Origin of the sequence: Embleya sp. NPDC008237 (assembly GCF_042956465.1) — a bacterium.
In the GTDB taxonomy this organism is placed as follows: Bacteria; Actinomycetota; Actinomycetes; order Streptomycetales; family Streptomycetaceae; genus Embleya.
The window spans coordinates 108,671-128,313 of record NZ_JBIBGL010000020.1; the positions used below are offsets into that span (position 1 = coordinate 108,671).

The 19,643-nt window shown below is 71.0% G+C and carries 19 protein-coding genes; 5 read left to right on the plus strand and 14 right to left on the minus strand.

What is annotated here, in order from left to right; genetic code table 11:
* Positions 1-25: 25 nt before the first annotated feature.
* From ACFZBU_RS39245 to ACFZBU_RS39260, 4 genes are read right to left on the minus strand one after another with little or no spacing between them, the layout of a single operon-like run.
* Positions 26-1,261, minus strand: coding sequence for a hypothetical protein (locus tag ACFZBU_RS39245; protein WP_391588544.1), 1,236 nt, complete (start codon positions 1,259-1,261; stop codon positions 26-28).
* Positions 1,258-2,010 carry a hypothetical protein gene (locus ACFZBU_RS39250; RefSeq protein ID WP_391588545.1) on the minus strand — a complete coding sequence of 251 codons (753 nt, stop codon included), beginning with the start codon at positions 2,008-2,010 and terminating at the stop codon, positions 1,258-1,260. The genes ACFZBU_RS39245 and ACFZBU_RS39250 overlap by 4 nt, the downstream gene beginning before the upstream one ends.
* Positions 2,007-3,386: an aspartate aminotransferase family protein gene (locus tag ACFZBU_RS39255; RefSeq protein ID WP_391588546.1), complete on the minus strand. Its 1,380-nt coding sequence runs from the start codon at positions 3,384-3,386 to the stop codon at positions 2,007-2,009. The genes ACFZBU_RS39250 and ACFZBU_RS39255 overlap by 4 nt, the downstream gene beginning before the upstream one ends.
* Positions 3,383-4,066, minus strand: coding sequence for a hypothetical protein (locus tag ACFZBU_RS39260; protein WP_391588547.1), 684 nt, complete (start codon positions 4,064-4,066; stop codon positions 3,383-3,385). The genes ACFZBU_RS39255 and ACFZBU_RS39260 overlap by 4 nt, the downstream gene beginning before the upstream one ends.
* A gap of 188 nt (positions 4,067-4,254) precedes the next feature.
* On the opposite strand from ACFZBU_RS39260, the gene ACFZBU_RS39265 reads away from it, so the two are divergent.
* Positions 4,255-5,562 carry an XRE family transcriptional regulator gene (locus tag ACFZBU_RS39265; RefSeq protein WP_391588548.1) on the plus strand — a complete coding sequence of 436 codons (1,308 nt, stop codon included), beginning with the start codon at positions 4,255-4,257 and terminating at the stop codon, positions 5,560-5,562.
* A gap of 203 nt (positions 5,563-5,765) precedes the next feature.
* The gene (locus ACFZBU_RS39270; protein ID WP_391588549.1) at positions 5,766-6,401 is read left to right on the plus strand and encodes a hypothetical protein; all 636 of its coding nucleotides are present in this window, start codon (positions 5,766-5,768) and stop codon (positions 6,399-6,401) included.
* Positions 6,402-6,596: 195 nt separating this feature from the next.
* On the opposite strand, the gene ACFZBU_RS39275 is transcribed toward ACFZBU_RS39270, so the two are convergent.
* Positions 6,597-6,941, minus strand: coding sequence for a hypothetical protein (locus ACFZBU_RS39275; RefSeq protein WP_391588550.1), 345 nt, complete (start codon positions 6,939-6,941; stop codon positions 6,597-6,599).
* A 316-nt stretch (positions 6,942-7,257) separates the two neighbouring features.
* Between ACFZBU_RS39275 and ACFZBU_RS39280 the strand changes: the two genes are divergently transcribed.
* From ACFZBU_RS39280 to ACFZBU_RS39290, 3 genes are all read left to right on the plus strand, one after another.
* Positions 7,258-7,494, plus strand: a complete 237-nt coding sequence (locus tag ACFZBU_RS39280) for a DUF397 domain-containing protein (protein WP_391588551.1) — start codon at positions 7,258-7,260, stop codon at positions 7,492-7,494.
* 91 nt (positions 7,495-7,585) lie between these two features.
* Positions 7,586-8,530, plus strand: a complete 945-nt coding sequence (locus ACFZBU_RS39285; RefSeq protein ID WP_391588552.1) for a helix-turn-helix domain-containing protein — start codon at positions 7,586-7,588, stop codon at positions 8,528-8,530.
* A gap of 412 nt (positions 8,531-8,942) precedes the next feature.
* The gene (locus ACFZBU_RS39290; RefSeq protein ID WP_391588553.1) at positions 8,943-9,317 is read left to right on the plus strand and encodes a DUF4259 domain-containing protein; all 375 of its coding nucleotides are present in this window, start codon (positions 8,943-8,945) and stop codon (positions 9,315-9,317) included.
* 306 nt (positions 9,318-9,623) lie between these two features.
* Here the strand turns inward: ACFZBU_RS39290 and ACFZBU_RS39295 are convergent, their stop codons facing one another.
* From ACFZBU_RS39295 to ACFZBU_RS39335, 9 genes are all read right to left on the minus strand, one after another.
* Positions 9,624-10,211: a hypothetical protein gene (locus ACFZBU_RS39295; RefSeq protein ID WP_391588554.1), complete on the minus strand. Its 588-nt coding sequence runs from the start codon at positions 10,209-10,211 to the stop codon at positions 9,624-9,626.
* Between the two features lie 197 nt (positions 10,212-10,408).
* Positions 10,409-11,224 (minus strand): SAM-dependent methyltransferase, encoded by an 816-nt coding sequence (locus ACFZBU_RS39300; protein ID WP_391588555.1) that lies wholly within the window; start codon positions 11,222-11,224, stop codon positions 10,409-10,411.
* 305 nt (positions 11,225-11,529) lie between these two features.
* Positions 11,530-11,994 carry a sigma factor-like helix-turn-helix DNA-binding protein gene (locus ACFZBU_RS39305; protein WP_391588556.1) on the minus strand — a complete coding sequence of 155 codons (465 nt, stop codon included), beginning with the start codon at positions 11,992-11,994 and terminating at the stop codon, positions 11,530-11,532.
* 53 nt (positions 11,995-12,047) lie between these two features.
* Positions 12,048-12,638, minus strand: a complete 591-nt coding sequence (locus ACFZBU_RS39310) for a hypothetical protein (protein WP_391588557.1) — start codon at positions 12,636-12,638, stop codon at positions 12,048-12,050.
* 111 nt (positions 12,639-12,749) lie between these two features.
* The gene (locus ACFZBU_RS39315) at positions 12,750-12,911 is read right to left on the minus strand and encodes a hypothetical protein (protein WP_391588558.1); all 162 of its coding nucleotides are present in this window, start codon (positions 12,909-12,911) and stop codon (positions 12,750-12,752) included.
* 1,236 nt (positions 12,912-14,147) lie between these two features.
* On the minus strand, positions 14,148-14,654 hold the full coding sequence (locus ACFZBU_RS39320; protein WP_391588559.1) for a site-specific integrase: 507 nt from the start codon (positions 14,652-14,654) through the stop codon (positions 14,148-14,150).
* Between the two features lie 45 nt (positions 14,655-14,699).
* A complete protein-coding gene (locus ACFZBU_RS39325; RefSeq protein WP_391588560.1) occupies positions 14,700-15,035 on the minus strand; it encodes a hypothetical protein in 336 nt (111 codons plus the stop codon).
* 220 nt (positions 15,036-15,255) lie between these two features.
* A complete protein-coding gene (locus ACFZBU_RS39330) occupies positions 15,256-15,684 on the minus strand; it encodes a hypothetical protein (RefSeq protein WP_391588561.1) in 429 nt (142 codons plus the stop codon).
* Positions 15,685-18,966: 3,282 nt separating this feature from the next.
* Positions 18,967-19,434, minus strand: a complete 468-nt coding sequence (locus tag ACFZBU_RS39335) for a hypothetical protein (RefSeq protein WP_391588562.1) — start codon at positions 19,432-19,434, stop codon at positions 18,967-18,969.
* Between the last annotated feature and the right edge of the window lie 209 nt (positions 19,435-19,643).

The window sequence follows — 19,643 nt, forward strand, 5'->3', positions numbered from 1 at the left end:
AGTGCCTCCGGCGAACGCGGAAGTCCTACAGGACGGTCGGTGCGGGGTCGTGCAGTGCGGGGTGCGCCTTCAGCAGCGCGTCGATCCGCGCGCGGTGCGCGCGTTCGTCGCGGTCGGGGGCGATCACGCATGCGTGCAGCACGCGTTGCAGGGGGCCGAGGTGTTCTTCGAGGGTGAAGCGTCCGCGTGCCGCGGCCAGGGCCGAGCGGTAGCGGTGGCGCGCGGGGCCGTCGGTGCTCGCGGCGACCAGCGCGGCGCCGAGGGCGTGGGGGTCGTCGGGGTCGACGACCGGTCCGATGCCCAGGGCGGCGACGAGTTCACCGCTGGCGCCGTGTCCGTCGACGACGACGGGCAGCCCGTACAGGGCCGCGTCGCGCAGACGCAGGCGGTGGCAGGTGGTGTTCTCCGCCGTACGGCCACCGGTGATCACCAGAGCTTTCGCGGAGGCGAGCCACGCGTCGCGGTCGCGGTGCGCGACCGGCCCGCACGGCCAATGGAGCAGGTCGGCGACGCCCAGGTCGCGGGCGTGGGCGCGCAGGGAGTCGGCGGCGGCGGGCGCGGGTTCGTAGAGCAGGCGCAGCGTCGGTGCCGTGCCCGCAGCCGCCCGGGTGGCGGCGAGGGCTTCCAGGACGGGCCCGGGCTGGCAGTAGTCCCACACGCCGCCGTTCCACAGCACGTCGCACGCCTTGTCCGGGTCCGCCCGTGCGCCGTCGGCGATCTTTGCGGAGTGCCGGTTGAAGCCGATCGGGATCAGGCTGAGCAGGTGGCCCAGCGCGGGGTCGACGCGGTGGTGGGCGCCGCTGGTGCGTCCGGCGGCCACCAGCGCCCCCAGGGTGGCGGCGCGTTCGGCCTCGGAGCGCACCACCAGGTGGTCGGCGAGGAGGAGTTGCAGGTGCCAGCGGGCAACGGTGTCGCGGTACAGGCCGCCATTCGTGTCTGCGGCCAGGCGGTCGTAGTGCAGGTGCTCGATCGGTGGGGCGTTCTCGGCGACGATCGTGGTGCCCGCGCGGTGGGCGCGCAGAAGCAGCGCGGTGTCGGGCAGGTCGGTGGTGACGATCGCGTCGGCGGCGTCGACGGCCGCGGTCGCGTCGAGGGTGGTGGTGATCCCGGGGTGGGTGAAGTCGGTGGCGCGCGGCAGCGCGAGGGTGACGTCGTGGCCGGTGTCGGCGAGGGATTGCGCGAGTTCCCACAGGCGCAGGCCGATGCCACCGAGGTGGTCGTCGACGGGGTAGGGGCCGGACAGGATCGCGATGCGGGTCATGATCGGGTTCGCCTCCAGTGCGCGGTCAGGCGCGGCCAGGTGCCCAGGTCGGTGAACGGGCCCATCTCGACGACGGTCGCGCCGATCAACACGTCGCCGCCGTGGGGAGGTTGCGGGGTGCGCACGGCGTGCCCGTGCATCGCGGCCAGGACCGTGGTGGCGGTGTGGGCGGCGAAGCCGTAGCCGAACCACACCGCGTCGAATTCGTGCGCACGATCGAGGCCGGGTTTGTCGGCGAAGTCGGCCACGGCCGGGTGCCCGTCGGTGTCCTCGCACAGGCGCAGAGCGCCGTCGACGGCCAGCCGCGCGGGGTCGGTTTCGCGTGCGGCGAGGAACACCGCGCCGGCTCCGGCGTGGATCAGGTCCAGGAGTTCGCGGATCGTCTCGGGTTCGGGCCGGGCCGGGATCTGGTCGGGCAGCAGCACCAGGGTGGCCGGGCCGAACCAGGCGGCCGCGCTCAGTACCGCCCCGGTCGACTCGACCAGCGCGGGGTCCTGGAACGTTGTCACGAACGGCAGGGCGAGTTCGGCGCAGCGTGCGCGCAGGTGTCGCACGGTCGCCTCGCGGTGCTCGTCCACGACGGCGACCACGCGCAGCCGGTCCGCGTGGGGGGCCAACAGGTCCACGGTGGCGTCGAGGGCAACGCGGCCGGGACCGATGGGCACCAGTTCCTTGGGGAAGGGCAGTCCGAGTCTGCTTCCGGCGCCGGCCATCGGCAGGATCACCGTGTCTCGCGCGGGGGCGGTCACGCGGTCGACCCGGCGGAGGTGGCGCGCACGGCGTCCACGACCGCACCGGCGCCTTCGCCGACCTCGTGGGGAGTGATGTTCAGCGGTGGGGCGATGGTGATCACCGGCCCGAAGTGGCGTATCAGGACACCGCGTTCCTGGGCGGCGGCGGCCACCCGTGCGGCCGCGTCCAGGGACGTCGTCTCGATGCCGATCAGCAGGCCCTTGCCGCGCACCTCCCGCACCAGCGGACTCTCGTCCAGGCCGGCCAGGTCGCGGCGGAACTGCGCGCCGCGTGCCGCGGCGGCCTCGACCAGGCGGTCGGCGGCCAGGACGTCCAGGACGGCGAGGGCGGCGGCGCAGGCACTGGCGTGGCCGCCGGTGGTGTGTCCGTGCCGCAGTCCCCCGAGCAGCGGGTCCCGGGCGAACGCCGCGTGGATCTCGCCGCGCACCGTCACCGCCGACAGCGGCGCGTACCCGCCGGTCAGCCCCTTGGCGGTGGTCACGATGTCCGGGCCGGTACCCGGGGCAAGGTCGTGTTCGAACGCGAACGTGCGGCCGGTGCGGCCGAATCCGGTGGCGACCTCGTCGGCGATCAGCACGATGTCGTGCCGGTCGCAGATCTCGCGCAGTCCGCGCAGCGACCCGGGCGGGGGCACGATCACCCCGCCGACGCCCAGGATCGGCTCCACCAGCACGGCGGCGACGGTGTCCGGGCCGATCCGGGCGATGTGCTCCTCCCACTCGACGGGCCCGGGTATCCGGCAGGTGTGGTCCCCGGCGCCTGTGGCGCAGTCCGGGCAGCGGGGGCTCGCCAGGTGGGCGTAGCCCTCGGGCAGCGGGCCGCAACCGTGGCGGCGGAACTCGGAGCCGGTCGCGGCGATCCCCGCAGTGGTGGCGCCGTGGTAGCCGTCCGCCCACGACACGATCGCGGTGCGCCGCGGGCGTCCGCACAGGCGGTGCCACATGCGGGCGATCTTGATCGCCGCCTCGATCGCCTCGGACCCCGAGTTGCACAACAGCGTCCGGTCCAGGCCGGGCGGCATCACCGCGGCGATCCGCCCCGCCAACAGCGCGGCGGGAATCGTGCCCGCTTCGGCCAGGTCCCAGGTCATCAACGTGCGTGCCTGGGCGGCGATCGTCTCGGCCACGCCCGGGTGGCCGTATCCGATCGTCGCGTTCAGGGTTCCCGCGCGCAGGTCCAGATAGGAGCGGCCCGTGTCGTCCACGACGCGGGAACCGCGCCCGGCCACCAGGAGCAGCCGTTCCCGACCGTCGGCGATCGGGCTCCAGGGGTGCCACAGGTGCGCGGCGTCCGCGGCGCGGGCCGCCACCGTGGCCGCCCACGCCCTCGATGCCGTGCCCCTGACCGTGTCGGTGTCGGTGCCGGTCGTCACGATGTCCTCGCTTTCGAGGGGTTCTTGGGGGCGTGTTCGCCCCGCCTGTCGCCGCCGGCGCCCGTCGTTGTGCGCAGCGCGGCGTCGACGATCTCGACGGCCATCTCGTCCGGCCGCCGTTTCGTGCTGTCGATCACCAGCAGCCGCCGGTGCCGGCGGCCCATCCCGTGCACGTGGAAGGCGTGGAAGCGCTCCGCGAACGCGACGTCCTCGACGCTGCGTTCGTCGCGCACGTCCACGTGCTCGCGCCCGGCCATCCGCTTGGCCCGCACCTGGGGCGGGGCATGCAGGTAGACCGCGAGGTCGAACCGCGCGAGCAGGCCCGGCCACCGCAGGGCCAATGCCGCGGCGAGGTAGGGGCCGCCGGCCATGCCGAACGCCGCCGTGCGATCCCCGTAGCCGTCCTGGACGATCACCGCCTGCCGCGGTCTCGGCGGATCGACCCGCGCGAGCAACGCGTCCAAGGCGAACCCGCCGACCAGGTACGCGGTCGTCGTCCACCAACTGTCGGGCTGACGCGCCGAGGACAACCGCCTCAGCACCGCCTCCAGCGGGTGGTGTTCCGCGAGCATGCCCCGGTGGCGCACCGCGGCGATGTCGCGTCGTTCGAACTCGGCGACCACCGCATGGACCAGCGACGTCTTGCCGGCCATGTCGATCCCGTCGACCAGGATGCGCATCGATGAACTCCCGCACGCTGTAAGGAGATTCACGCACCGCGTCGCGATGCGGGGTCGACTCGAATGGGCCGACGAGGGGAGTACAGCGCACCTGTTCGAGTCCTGGGGAGGGGCCGGCTGTGTGTTACCTGTGTGTCACCCCTCGCACGAAGTACCCTGCCGGTGACACTGCATGATGGGATGGATACGTGGACAAACCGATCCGCCACCCCCTGCACCACGCCCGGCTCGAACGTGGCTGGTCCCAGACCGATCTCGCCCGCGAGATATCGCGCGTCGCGGCCGCCCGCGGTCTGCGATCGGGCGCGGACAAGAACCGCGTCTCCCTGTGGGAACGCACCACCGTCCCCAGCGACGAATCCCAGGAACTGCTGGCGGAAGTGTTCGACGTCCCGACCGACGTCGTCCGCGCCCTGGACTGGCCGGACTGGCTGCCCGGCCGCAGCACCCCCATCCCTCTCGGTGCGCACAGCACCGTGCCCGCCCTCCGAGAGGCGTTGAAATTCTCGATGGATCGCCGCACGTTCGCCTACGGCAGCGCCGCCCTGGCCGCGCTCGCCCACCAATGGGCCACCCACGACCCCACCGACCTGATCACCGGGCCGACCGGGAAACACGTCGACGACGAACTCCTGGTCTGGCTGGAGACCACCAGCGCGCGACTGACCACACTGGCCACCGAGCAGCGCCAACACACCGCAAGACTGCTGGACGCCCACCTGGAAACCGTCACCACGCTCATCGCGGACGCCCGCTACAGCCCTGCCATCGGACGCCGCCTCCACGTCCTGGCCGCGTCACTGGCGCAAACCATCGGCTGGCACCGCTTCGACCAGGGCGCCCACCGCGCGGCCGCCGGCTTCTGGCACGCCGGACTGCACAGCGCCCACGCCGGCGGCGACCGCGACCTGGGCGCGGGCATCCTCTCCGACCTCGCCTACCAAGCCACCTGGACCCACACCCCACGCACCGCGATCGACATCCTCGACCACGCCCTCACCCGCACCACCCACCCCACCGCCCGCTCACTGCTCCACCTGCGCAAGGCCCGCGCCCACGCCTCCCTCGGCGAAGCCGCATCCTGCCGACAGGCCCTGGCCGTCTCCGAACGCGAACTCGACGCCGGCACAACCGAACCCCCACCATCGTGGTGCTCGTGGATGTCACACGCCGACCTCGCCGTCGACTCCGGCCGCTGCCTCCTCGACCTGGGCCACCACAACCACGCCCACCACCTCATCGGCGAAGGACTCCAAGCCCTGCAACGCCCCCGCGACAAGACCCGCGGAATCTTCCTCACCTACGAAGCCGAAACCCTCCTCGGCAACGGAGACATCGACCAAGCGGCGTCCGCCGCCACCCAGGCACTGACCCTGGCACACCGCATCGGCGCACCCCGCTGCGTCGACCTCGTCCGCGCCCTCGCACCCCGATTCGCCCAGCACCGCGACGCGCCCGGCGTCACCGAACTCCTCGAACTCGTCCACCCGCGCTGAGACCGACGCCCGGACGAGGACGTCCGGCCCCGCGCAAGGGGACCGGCACATGCCAGGCCGATCCGGCCGAATCCCGGTGGGACGTACCGTGGGGCCACGACGGCACCCGGCGACTCCTGGACGAATGGTCGAAGGTCACCCGCCGGGCCTTCGTCGGCGTGTGGGGACCCGGCCCCATCGGCAGCTCGCGACACGCCCTCGCGGTGACCCTCGGCCACGCCCGCAGTTCCGAGCAGCAGGACACCGACCCCGTCCTCGACCTCGTCGACGACATCGTCGCCAAGGCCCGCACCCTCGACGACCGCCACGGATACCTCGGCGCCGCCTTCGTCGGCGAACGGTTCACCGTCGTCGCCCGCCTGCTCCGCGGCCGCACCCGACACGGCGCCGCGGCCGACCGGCGATGGTTCGCCGCTCTGGCCCAACTCGCCCAGACTGCCGGATTCATGGCCCACGAACAGCCACGCGAGGGTATCGCCCGGCGCTGGTACCTCTCCGGATCACGCACCGCCCGCACCGCCGGCGACGCCACCCTCGCCGCAAGCATCCCCGCATTGATGAGCAACCAGGCCACCGTGGGCGCCAAACACTCCGAGGCCCTGCAGCTGTCCTGGCTCGCCCGGCAGGAAGCCCTCCAAGCCCCCGCCCACACCGCCTGCGGCGACCTCGACCAGGCCGTCCGGGCCACCCGCGCCACCGTGAACCTCTCCCCCGCCATCGCCTCCGTCCACTGCGTCGACCTCCTGCGCCGCCTGCGCACCGCCCTGGACGCACACCGACATCGCGCCACGGACGTCAGAAACGTCCTCCTCGCCCTCGAACGGGCAATCCCCGCGTAGAAGACGGTTGTCGGCCGGTGCGTACGCTGCGTCGACACTCGGCGACGATCACCGTGGTCTCGACGATCGCACGAGGTGAAGCGACCGTGAGCATCGCGCTTCGCGGACGCGTTTCGGATTCCCGGTTCCCCTCCGGAGTTCGCTGCACGACCCCGGGTACACCACTCCCCCACGCCTTGCCCGCGCTCCCGCGCGTTACCGGTCCACCGCATCGAAGGGCTCGTCGTGCCAACGCCAGCCGGCGGTGCCGTCGTCGTGGATGTGCAACATGAACTCGGCGACCGGGCCGCCGTCGGGAAGCGTCAGGGTGAGCGCGCTGCGAATCCGGGTGTGGCAGGTGTCGGCCTGCTCCCAGTCCCCCTCCGCGGCGGCCCGTTCCTGCTCGGCGAAGAGGGGACGGAACTCCTCGAAGCCTGGCAGTGTTTCGACGTCGGCGTGCGTCCAAGGCATGTCGACGCCGGTCACGGTCAGCCGGGCAACCTCCCGGTCGCCGTGGTGGAGCCGCCACACACTGCCGGTGGTCAGGTTCGGATTGCTCATGTCCCCATGGTGGCGATCACCGCCGACAAACAGGGCCAGGACCGTCGCCGTCGACGGTGGTCGCTCCCGGCGTGCCCCACCGTTCATCTCCTTCGCCACGACGACGACTTCGGCCCTGAACCGGCCCGCCACGCCCCCCGTTCCGGGTCCACCTGTCGCATCGCCGCGAGAGCCACCCTTTCGGGGGACGTTGTCGGTTCGATTCTCTGGTTAGCCTTCTCGAACCGGCTCATGCAATTGCATATGGCGTTGCACGGGCGGTGTTCGCGCCCCGCGGGGGCGTGGGATCGGGTCTGTGAGAAATGTGGTGGCGGTCGTGCGTGATGGTGTGAACGGTGCCCCGGCGACTTCGTTGGGCGTGTCGGAATGGGTGAGGAGTTCGGCGAGTTCGGCGGCGGGTCAGTGCGTGGAGTTGGGTGCGATGCCCGACGGCGGTGTCGCGGTGCGCAATTCGCGGGACCCGCACGGGCCCGCGCTGGTGTATACGCGGACGGAGATCGCGATGTTCGTGGAGGGGGCCAGGAGCGGCGAGTTCGACCACCTGATCGAATGAGGAACGTTCCGGTGTGATCCGGAGATCGGCCGACGAGGGTGCGCGCGTTTGGGATACTGACGCGCACACCCCCTCGTTCCTGGAGTCGCGCGTGTCCGTTTCCCCCGAGGCCGCGGGGGCCGCCGCCCGCGGCTGCGCCTCCGACGTCGATCCGCTGCCCGACCGGCCGGCCGCGGCGGTGAAGGTGTTGGGGTCGATGCTGCGGGACCTGCGCCTGGAGCGGGACATGGGGTTGAAGGCCGCGGCCGCGATCATCCGCGGCTCGGCGTCGAAGATCTCGCGGTTGGAGCGGGGCGAGAGCCCGCCCAAGCACCACGACGTGCTGGATCTGGTGCGGGCGTACGGCGTGCGGGACCCGGCGACACTGGCCACCGTCGAGGACCTGCTGCGCAAGGCCGACCAGAAGCCGTGGTGGCACCGGTACGCGGACGTCACCCCGGGCTGGGTGCGACGGTTGATCAGCCTGGAGGAGTCCGCGACGCGGATCAGCACGTGGGAGGTGCACGTGGTCCCGGGCCTGTTGCAGACCCCCGAGTACGCGCGCGCGGTGATCACCAACGGCTTCCCCGGCGCGGACCCGCGCGAGATCGAACAGCGGGTGCTGTTGCGGCGGGGGCGGCAGGAGGTGCTCGGCAACGGGCAACGCACCCAGCTGCTGATCGCGTTGTTGGACGAGAGCGTGCTCCAGCGTCCGGTGGGCGGGCCGGAGGTGATGGCCGGTCAGATGCGGTTCCTCCTGCAGGCGATCGAACGCCGCTGGGTCCAGGTGCGCATCGTGCGGTTCTCGAGGTCCGCGACGTTGACGCCTCCCTCGTCGATGACGCTCCTGCGGTTCGAGCACGGCGGGCCGCAGGACCTCGTCTACCTCGAACACGTCGAATCCGCCACGTACCTCAGCCGGACCAAGGACGTGGAGCGCTACCGCGCGCTGCTGGAATCGCTGTACCTGGCGGCGGAATCACGCGCCCGCAGCAAGGCGATGATCCTCGAAGCCCACGACCGGTACCGAGCCGAACAGCGGGCCGCCAGCGGCTGAGTGCCGGACGACGCGCGGCGGGGGAGGCACCACCGCTGCGACGTCAACGCGATCCGCCACGTCACGCAACGGCTTCACGTGGCGCGCTCCCCGCGGACCATCCGCCACCCCGCGGGGACTTCGGGTTCTTCAGTCGCCGGGCCGCGATCGCCGTGACCACCACACGCCTCACCCGCAAGGGAGCCACCGTCGTCCGCACCGCCGACCCGGGCGCAACCGCGAACAGCAGGCCGCCCGACGAACGCGTTCAACGAGCCGTTCAAGGCGGGCCCGAGAACCGGTCCGGCGTCCGAGGCACTGCCCCGCGCCGGACCGAATGCGGCATCACCACCACAGGCCGGGCCCGGGGCCACCGCCCGACTTGGTCAGGCGGCTCGTGCGAGGATCCACCTTGTCAAGGGAGGTCAACGGCATGGGCACCTGGGGCATGGGGCCATTCGAGAACGACACGGCGGCGGATTTCTCCCACACCCTGGATGAAACGGACGCGAGCGCACGCGAAGCCGTCATCCGTCGGGTCCTTCGCGCGGCGGTCCGCGCCCAGGAGCACCTCGAGGAAGCCGTCGCCGCGGCCCGCCTGATCGCGGCTCGACAGCCCACGGGTGAGCCCGTCGACGACGTCTGCGGCCCGAAAGAGCCGATGCCGGCGCTCCCTGACGACCTTCGCGTTCTCGCGGTGGAGGCGCTCGACCGCGTCGCAAGGGTCCTACCTCGCCGAGCTTTGGGACGAATCCGGCGAAGGCGAGCGCTGGCGACGCAGCATCACGAACCTGCGAGCGATCCTTGATCCCCAGCCTTGGCACGGAACAGAACCCCTCTTCGAGATCCAGGCCAGCGACCCCTTCGAACCTGTCGTTCGACAGTAGGGGCTTCCCCGCGTCCGATTGCGCCGAGGAAGGGTGCGCACGACGCACCGGGAAGGCCTGCGTCCAGGCCGGACGGCAGGTCTCGCAGCCGTGGTTTTCGATCGCCGTCACCAGAGCGCGAGCCGCGGTCCGCACACGAGGATCGACCTTCCCGGTCGGCCGGTGCACCGACGTCCTGCCCCTGGGCACGGCGTGGTGAGCGCCGCGCTGTGTCGCGCTCGCAAGGGTCAGGCGTCGGCTGTCGGCAGGCCCATCGCGCGCAGCAGTTCGAAGAAGTGGTGCTCGGCGAACTCGATGCAATCCGCCGACAGGATCTCCAGCACCTTCGCGGGCTCGGGGCGCCAACCCGCCGCCACCGCCCAGGTGCAGGCCTCGCGGGCCCGCTGCGGCATCTCGTCCCTGATGCGGCTGTGCGCCGCGTCCCACGCGGCTTGGTAGGCCGTGCCCGGCATTCCGGTCTCGTCCTCGTAGCAGATGTCGTTCGGGACTTCGTAGTCCGCGGCGAGTTCGGGCGTGTACCAGGTCTCGAACAAGCCGGCCCCGTCCGACCAACCCTGGACGAATCCGGTGTCGCTGTCACAGATGTACACCACCAGCGCGGGCCGGCCGGTCCGCTCCACCAGCGTCCGCAGCGTCTGCGGTGTGTGGCCCGGCAGTCCGTGACGCACGACCACCGTCTGCCAGCCGTCACCGTGCGCGCGGGGAACACCCACGCATCCCTCGTCGCCGTCCCGGCACACGCCCGCGCTCAACGGTTCCAGTTCCGACAACGACCGGCCACTGCGGGCCACGACGTACTCTCCCCAAAAGCCCATGCCACGCCTCTCGTTCCCGGGGTACGCCGCGAACCTACCGGCGGGCACCCACATCGCCTCCGGTCCCCACCGCACGCACCTCCTCCGCGATCGTCCCGCCCTTCAGGAGACGGTCCGGCGCGCAGCCGCGATCGAAGCGCGAGACGGACGTGCGGTGCGGCCCGCGGCCCGACGAGGGTTCGGCGTCGCGGCTTCGGTCACCGGACGCGGGCGAGGCCGCCGTATTCGATGAAGTCGTCGCTCTGCAGGACGCGAGGTTCGGTGTCCGGGTGCCAGTCGGTGACCTCCATCAGCCCGGGTGGCATGATCTCCAGGCCCTCGAGGAAGTCGTGGACGGCCTCGCGGGGGCGTACCTCGCCCCAGTTGCCGTCGGTGGCCTCGGCCATGAACCGTGTGACGCCCTCGCGAACGCTCGGATCGTCGCTGACGAGTTGGCACACCACCAGGAAGCTGCCCGGGCACAGTTTCGCGGCGACCCGGCGCACCAGCGCCTTGGGGTCGTCCTGCTCGGGGATGCAGTGCAGGACGGACACGAACAGGGCGGCGACCGGCCGGTCGAAGTCGATCATCTCGCGCACGAGGGGCCGGTCGAGGATGTCGTCGGTGCGGCGCATGTCGGCCTGCAGGAACAGCGTCGACTCGTCGTCCTCGTCCAGGAGGGTGCGGCCGTGGGCCAGGACGGTGGGGTCGTTGTCGACGTACACGACCCGGCAGGAGGGATCGACGGCCTGGGCGACCTGGTGCACGTTGTCGCGGGTCGGCAGCCCGGAGCCGTGGTCGACGAACTGCCGGATCCCGTACCGGTCGGCGAGGACGCGCACCACCCGGCGCAGGAACGCCCGGTTGTTCAGCGCGAGGGCGCGGGTGTCGGGGACGATCCGCAGCAGTTGTTCGCAGGCGACGCGGTCGGCGACGTAGTTGTCGGTGCCGCCGAGGAGGTAGTCGTACATGCGGGCGACGCTGGGGGTTTCGGTGTCGATGGGCGGCGGATCGAAGTCCGTGTCCTCGTGCATGGTGTCCCCTCGACGTCCGCGCCACCTCCCGCCAGGGTGACGGCTCCCATGCTAGGGGCCGCGAGAACAGGACCGCGGCGACTCCGGGGAGTGAACCGCCTTTCCGTGGGGGTGATTTCGCGGCGGCGGCGCGGAATGCGGCGCGCGGTGGGGCCGGAACGCTCGCACAGGGGCACGCGCCCACACGCGACCGCCCCCGGGGGCCGGGGGCGAGCCCGCGACCGCCCGTGTGGGCTTCGCAAGCGCGTTCGGTGGGCGTCGGGGACGTCCGCTTCGCGGGGGTGGTCGACGAGGGCGCCGGGTGGTCAGGCGGGGTGGGCGCGTTCGAGGTCGCGGATCATCGCGGCCGGCAGGGCCCTCTCGGCCAGGACCAGGCGCAGGGCGACGGTGGGGGCGTCCACGCCGATCAGGTCGGCGGTGGTGGTCAGCGTCATGCCCAGGCGGTAGTGCAGGACGAGGGCGTCGACCTGTTCCGGCGGCAGGGCCCGCGCGAGGTCGCGCAGGGGACGGCCGGCGCGGTCGCGGGATCCGGCGGCGGCGGTGACGGCGGCGGTCAACACCCTCCAGGCGTCGCGGGCGGGATTGGCGGTGCGCAGGATCTCGTCCCACCGCGCGGCGAGTTCGTCGAAGGCGCCCTCGACCGCGGCGGCGGCGCGGTGGCGGTCCTCGACGCGGGTGTGGGCGTAGCGGTGATAGGGGTGGTGGTGGCGCAGGCGGAACGCGGTGAACGCGGCGCGGGTGGTGGGTGGGGCGGGCGGTGACGCGGTCATGGGGCTGCTCCGTGGTGTGCGGGGGCGGGCGTCATCGGGCGGTGGCGAGGTCCTCACGGCGGGTCGGGCGGCCCTGGATGGGCCGCGGGGGGTGTTCGGGGCGGGGCGGGGGGCGGGTTCGGCGGCGCGCCGACGATGTCGGGGTTGCCGGTGAACGGGGTGTGCGGGGCGGCGGTGAAGAGGTGATCCGGGGGCCGTTCGTTCGCGGGCGCGGTTCGGTCGAACGGCTGCGCGGGGAGGTCGTGGTCGGGCGGGATCCGTGCGGGGGGCGAGGGTGTGATCGAGGCGGCCGGGCGTGGGTCGCGCGAGGAGGGTCGGGGTTTCGCGCCGACCCGGGCCGCGGCCAGTCGCAGGTTCTCGGCGTGCAACTGCTCGTGCAGGTGGTTCAGTTGCCGTGCTCCGGCTCCGCGACGGTATGCCTTCACCAGCGACGTCGCCAGGGTGAGGAGGACGTCGGCGGGGGTGGTGTCGTCGGGGGTGTCGCGGCCGCGTGCGCGGCCCTCGCGTTTGCGGGTGTTGGCCGCCGACGCTCGGCACTTCGGGCCGCAGTATTCCGGGGGACGGCCCCGGCGGGCGGGCGGCAGGGTGAAGTGCCTGCGGCATTCGCGGCAGGTTGGGGAGGTCGCGCGGGAGCCGGCGCCCATGTCCATCTCCTTCGATCGGGCGCCTCGCCGTGCCCGCCCCGGGGATCGGGCGGGCACGGCGAGGTGGGCAGAACAAGGTCCGTGCCGGCGGACCGGCGGGAGGCGTCGGGCTCAGCGCAGGCGGATCCGCGCCCAGCGGATCGTGGAGCGCCCCATGAACACGGTGGCCGCCACCGACAGGCCCACCACAACGGGATGTACCGCGGCGCCGGGCGAGGAGGCCCACCAGGACAGTGCCGCGGCGGGCGCGACCGCGCCCGGGCGCAGCCTCACGTCCCAGACGTCGATACCGCGAGTTTCCGCGCCACGAGGACGTGGAATGTTATATTCGAAAGGCGTTGCCGGTTCGCGAGTGAACCGTCGACGCATTGATTCGGGCATTGGAATATCCGTTCGGATTGTGGGCCCTGGGCGCGCTGGTATCGCGCCCGGGGCCTTTTCATTGGGTCGAACCCCGCCATTCAAGCAGGCAGGAACGGCCGGCCGCCACGCATTCGGCCCAACGCCCCGCACCCGGACATACGGGCCTCAATTCCTCGAACGCCCGCACGACGGACGTCCGCGAAAATAGGATGAATCGAAATGCGACGATCCGCTTTCGTATTCGATCACCGCGAGGACGTCGAATGGCCGGGACGACGTCGCCGTCGGTCGAATCCGTTCAGCCGCCCCCGAAGACCCGAACGGTCATCCCCGATGGCTTTCACTCGCACGGGTGAATATGCGATTGCATATGCAAGGGGACATTTTCGAAATCGTCGGGGCGTGTGACGCGGAGGGCGTGTTCGCGTGGCCTCGGCGCGGTCGATCGCCCGCCCAGCGTAGCCCGGCACTCCGACACCCCCGCGAGGCACGAAGGCTCCTCGAAGCGGGAGTCCGAAGGCCTCGGCCCCAATCGGCGGGCCCACGGACGACCCTCACTCGGGGCCTCCGAGATCGGGACCGAGAACGGCACTCCGCCGGCTGCACGAGGAGAAGAGGCTCGTGCCGGACCGTGATCACATGCTGCCCGGCATCGCGGTCGCGGGGTCCGGCACGCCCCATCGAGTGAACGCGCGTCCGGGGTCCGGCGCGGCACGGCGGGCGGTCGCCGGGGCGGGCGCCTGCGCGCCGATCGTAACGTCAGGCACGAGTCCGGGAGGACGTGGCATCGACCACGCCCTGTCAAGGACGAGGATGACGGGCGAGCCACTCCTGAAGTTCGCGGTGGCGGAACTGGTAGGCGATACCGGTGCCCCGCAACAGACCGACGTCTGTCGCCTCGTCGAGGAACCGACCCAGTCGTCACGGCAAACGACCCCGCACGCACCACAGCAGGGCCAGATACCGTGCGCTCTCGGCCGCGACGCCGGAAGCTCGCGGAGCATGCTCACCGGATTCCAGGAACGGCTCGTCGTTCGAACCTTGTCGATCGGGATGATCAGGCGGCCCCGATCCGCCGCCGAGCGGGCGTACATCGCATTCAACGGGGCTATGTACTCCAGCGCGGTCACATCCGTCGGTATCAGGTCAGGCAGCAGATGCATGGTCAGCCGGTGGCCGGGGGTGTGGTTCACGGTGTCTCCAAAAGACGGGCGAGGAGCCGCTCGCGGTCGGCGTGGAGGGTGGTGTTGGCCAGGTGGAAGCGTGCTGCGAGCTCACGACCGGACAGGTGGATATAGCGCATGGTCGTGGCCAGGTCGCGGTGTGCGTGGACAGGCGGTTGACGCCCGACGTGCTGCTGAGGCGTTCGACGAACTTCGACCAGCTCGACGCTCCGAGCGGACCACCCGGGTTCCGGTTCGACATCGACCGCAACAGCGGCCTGGCGACCCTGCCGACCGAACTGCGTCGCTCGGCCAGGTAGGCCATGAACAGCCGCCCGGTTGCCTCCCCGTAGGTGACCTCCCGCGACCGCTTGGACTTCGTCGTCTCCGCCCGGAGCCGGATCAGGCTGTAGGCGGGATCGAAGTCGTCCCCGGAGAGCTGGACGAGTTCCTCACGCCGCAGAGCGCCGTCGTAGGCGAGCGAGACCATCAGGCGGTTCCTCAGTGGCTCGGCGCGAGCCGCCTCCAGGATCCGCTACCAATCAGCCTCCGTCGGTATCCACGGAGCCTGCTCGATGCGCCGCACCAGACCCCGCTTGAGCCGACGACCGCGTCGTCCTGACTGCCCGCGGCGGACCGGGTTGCGTTCCCGCAGCCCGTCCTCCACCAGGAACTCATAGAAGGAGCGGACCGCCACGAGCCGCTGCTGCACCGTCGCGTTCGCCAGTCTCTGACCGGCACGACTCGCCCCCTTCCCCTGCGGCCAGCCAGGAGTGCGCTCCAGCATCTCCCCGATCCACGCCGCCACCGTGTCCGCCTTCGCGTACAGCGCTTCCGTACCTTCCGCGGCGAAGATGGTCGTCCACAGCACGGCCGTACGCGTCGATCGTGTTCGGTGCGCGTCCGATGTTCGCCATGAACTGCAGCCACCTGCGGGCTTCTTGATCCGCTGCCAGGATGGAGAACTTGCCCCACGGGACATCGACCATGGCTCCAAGCTAGGCGCAGGCCGCATGGCTGGCCCAGAGCAGCACCAAGCTGCCCTGGAACTTGGCGGTCATGCCTGGGACGAGCCCTCTGCGCCACAACTATCAGCTGCGAAGCCGGGTGCGGAGCCGAGTGTCCAGCAGCAGCAGGTTAGAACCCAAAGCCTCGATGTCCGCGTCCATTTCGGGGCTGCCTTTACGCACCGTGTTATGGACATGTAGGAGTCGCCCGAGGGCGGGGGCGCAGGCCGTTACTGTCTCCGCTACTTCGAGATACGCTCTCCCTACGGCAGCATGTATCGGGGAAAGATCTTCCCATTCGACCCCCCGTTTATTGAACTTAGGAATGGCCACATCGGGTAGCTCGCCGAACTCGAACCGAGCCAGGTCGCGCATGTAGGTGGCATAGAGCTCCAAGGAACCCCGGAGCGTGTACTTCCAGTACCCCCCTGAGGGGAATTGTGGGGGCAGCGGCAGGTGCCGATAGTTGACCTCCACCCAATCCGCAATGCGCCGGGAGAGGTCGGTAAGCATCACGACCCCTTCCTCGTAGACCTCTGTGCTCGGCGGAAGGGTTGCGAGCTCACGCAGTCGCACGTGCGCTGCGCCGACTTCGGACAAGAGGGGATTCCAGTTCGGGGTCTGCGCCCCGAGCCGGACGGGGTCCCAGTTGCTCGGCGTACCGTCGTCGGACGGGGGCAGGCAGTCCCCCCGATCTCGTGGAGGAACCTCCCCCAGCGATCTGGAAGGTGCGACACCGACCTGCGCTTCTCGCGGACCCGTGCGACCCCTCTCTCGTACTCTCGCCGATCGGCCTCACGCTCAGGGCGCTCCTTCTGCCACTTCCAGACTAGGTGGCCCACCTTGGCCAGGGTTATGAGCGGATGATCGGGTTCTTTTTTCTGCCAGTCCCCCGGCATCGGGTATTTTTTGGGCGTGTAGGGCTTCCCGATATCACGCCGTGCCCTGATCTGAGACAGGGTGGGCGGGTCGAACTCCCTGAACCAACCCCCGCCGGGGTAGCCTGATTTCCGAATTTCGGCCGCACGATATCTATCCGCAAGCGGCCAGAAAGATGCACCCGCAATGATCTTCTGGGAGTGCTGGGCGGTCATACGCGAGAACCACCAATCGCCAAAAGGGGTGGAATGCTCGACTAGCGGCGGGATGCCCTGCCCTTCCGTCATCGCGTCCCGTCGTCCTCAACCCTCCCCACCCAACGGACGAATCAACCGCCGGGCGAGGGGCAACGCAGCACACTGTCTTCGAGGGCCCCGCCGACCGTACCCTCCAACGGCCGCGCGGCGGACTGACCATCAAGAACGAACTCGCCACGGACGGCCGCTGACGTTCGTCATCCCGCCTGGCCAGTCCCACTACCCACCCGCCTTCAGCCGGTCATGGGCCGCAGGTCTCGACCGATCAGACGTACTCCACACACTCAAGCCGGCCCGGCCTTGCCACCCGCTACGACAAGACCAACATCTCTTCGCCGGACTCCACCTCGCGGCCATCAACTGGTCAACCAGGAGATCCGAAGGAAATGTCTAGCCCCGGTTGATTCCACATAAGCGTCGTCGCGCAGCATGTCTTCGGAATTGTCGGCCGTCTCGATGGTCATGGCGGGTATGTTGCCGATGCGTTGCTCGCATCGCGGGACGGCCGGGGTGCCCTCGGTCGGACCACCGAGTTCACTCCTTCGTGGCCACATCACCGCCCCAAAGAATGCGGATTCACCCACACGGGCCCGGAAGGTTCCGACGGTTCGAGTCACCGGCTCTACGCTGCCGTTCGTGTCGTCTCAACCCCCTCGGCGCGAGAGCCCGAGCGCACGCAATACGTATCGCCCAAGGCAGCCCGAGGGCCTCACCGGTGAGATCCCCCGCGCCGGACGCGTCGTGATCACCCGGCCGGACGGAACCCGAGAGACCCAACCACCGATCCCCGTCTCGGGACGCAAGAAGCCCAAGTCCCCTCGCCCGCCCGATCAGGCGCGGTCACGCGGATGCCCGGCGTGCGGGCAGGGCTTCGACCCGGCGTCGGGCACACGCGTGCGCACCGCGCAAGGCTGGGCCCATGCCGCGTGCGCACCGGGGTTGCCCCCGTTGCGCCCGGAGCCCAAGAGCGGGTCCGCCACAGGCAAGAGCGGGTCTGCCGCAGGCAAGGGCGGGAAGGCCGGCAAGGGTGCGAAGCGGTACGGCGGCAAGAAGAAGAATCCGGCGTCGACGGGATCCGTTCCCGTCCAGGTGCGCGGTCCTCGACCGCCGAAGCCCGGCGAGGTCGCCGCACCCGCCGCCGGCACGTGCCTCCTGTGTGAACGCAACTACCGTGCCGGGACCGCGTTGAGGCCGACCGAGAAGTACGGACTCGCTCATCCTGCCTGCGCCAGGGCCGCCAAAGCCACGGCGAAGATTGCCAGCGGTGTCACGTTCGCCGGACACAAGGCGTCCGATTGGCGCCTCGGGGCTGCGCCGTCGAGTACCCGCACCGTGCGCTGATCCTTTATGCTTCTCCACCGCCGTCGCGTCGGCCCTCAAGGAGGGATCCCCGGCCGGGCGAGAGTTGTGGTTGGCGTTCCGGACCGGGCCGACCACGCGCCAGTGGCGCATGCGTTGTGGTCGGGGCTGTGCCCCGGTAGGCGAGCTCCTCGCGTCACCGTCGAGTTCGAACGGGCCGTCGACGGCCTCCCCCGAGAATGCCTGGAGTATCTCGAGGCCCTGGCGGACGACCACGCAGTGGACGTGGGGATCGGTTCCCCCAGTGGGCGTTGCTTTGGCGAAGAAGACGCCGCGGCTGAACTCCTTCGTATGCCGGCGGGTGTCGCTGGAGGCGCTCACCGATGACGAGGCGTGGGAGATCGCCGCCTGGGTCGGGGCAACTCGCCGCCCTCGGAGGGCGAGGCGTAGCTGTCGTCGCGCAGGCCCGCGAACGTGGGCGGGTGCGCGGGTTGTTGCGGAATCGTCCGGCTCTCCGACATCCGATTTCGGATGATGTTTCCGCAGGTCCGGGGACCGTCGCGCCGCCGTGGGTCGTTCGTGGACGCGGGTTCGGCTCGCGGTGTCGATGCCGCGCGGGCAGTCTGGCGATGTCGCTGCTCCACGGCCCCGACGCTTCAGGATCAGTAGGGATCAGGGACGGAGTCGCTCTCGTTGCCGCGAGGCGCTCCGGATGGCGTTGCGGTGCGAAGTCCCGCCGCCGAGTCCCCCAACCTTCCTTTCGGGTGGGGGACTCGGCGGTGCTTGGGCGCACGGTGGTCTACCCGACTGTTTCGAGCGTCAGGCGGGCACAGCGGCTGCTTCGCCGCCGCAGGCGACCAACGCCTTCCGTACCACCGGGGCGGGGACGCCGGCGTGGGTGAGCCGGGCGTGATGTCCAGGTGCACGGCGGCGGCGTAGGCGGCCAAGAGGCGCGGATCGGCGTCCACGGCGGGATGTCCCGCTCGACCGGACTTCCCGGTGTGGAGCTGCGGTTGCGGCATCCGATCGGTGCCGGGCCCCGGCCGGCGGCTGACCGACCTGCCGCCGCCGATTGTTCGGCGCCCCGGCGCTCGCGAACGGGCATCGCCGGGACGGGCATCACGGGCGTGGACGTGCCGATCGACGACCGCGTCCAAGGCCGTGCGCTCGCCCACCGGGCCCGCGGCTTCGCCCTGGGCAATCCCGACGCGGTCACAATCGCCCGGGCTTTGCGCGACGATGCCGACGCACGCCGGGCGGGGCCGGCGTCGAGTGCGTGGGCACGGTCGTCGTCAACCGTTGCCGCCTCGGGGCCTCGCCGGTGGCCGACGACAGTGGATTGCGGCGGCGGGAACGACGCCTACCGCAGGGGGCTTTCGCACGGCGCGACGCCTCCGGTGGGACGTACTCGATCCGTCGAGGGCGCGGCGTCCCACTCGTCCAGGATCGCGCGCAGTCGCAGAGCCACGGCGGGAGCCACCCTCGGGCGTTGCGCCAGATGCCGCAGATACGGTTCCGCGCCCTGGAGCAGCGCGGACCGCGGGTGGTTCTGCACCATGCCGATGTGGGTGCCCATACCGAGAACGTGACTCCAGGCGTCGACGTCGCACCGTGCCCGAGCGGCCGGGATGTGGCCGTCCGCGTAGACGCCGTCGCTCCCCTTGCAGCTCGACCAGCCGGTGGACAGGGCGCAGCGTTGGCAGGCGAGGATGCCGAGCATGGCCGGATACCGGCGCTGCCACTCGGCGTCCAGGGCGTAGACGTCCGTCGAGAGCGGGATGGGCTTGCGGCACAGACAGCAGGCCAGGCGGAAGCGGGGCACGGACACGGGTGGACTCCGGCTCGTCGATGTCGGGCGGGGGGTGAGTGCGCGTCGGCCGACCCGGGACTGCGCCGTGTGGACGTCGGGATCGGGGCGTGTGCGGGCCGGGTTGGGTGTGTGACGGTGTGGATCGTGTGCTCCCGGATGGGGGCGCTCGGTCGGTTCAACGATCGAGCCGTGCCCGGGGCACGTCGGCATCCCGGCACGTCGATTCG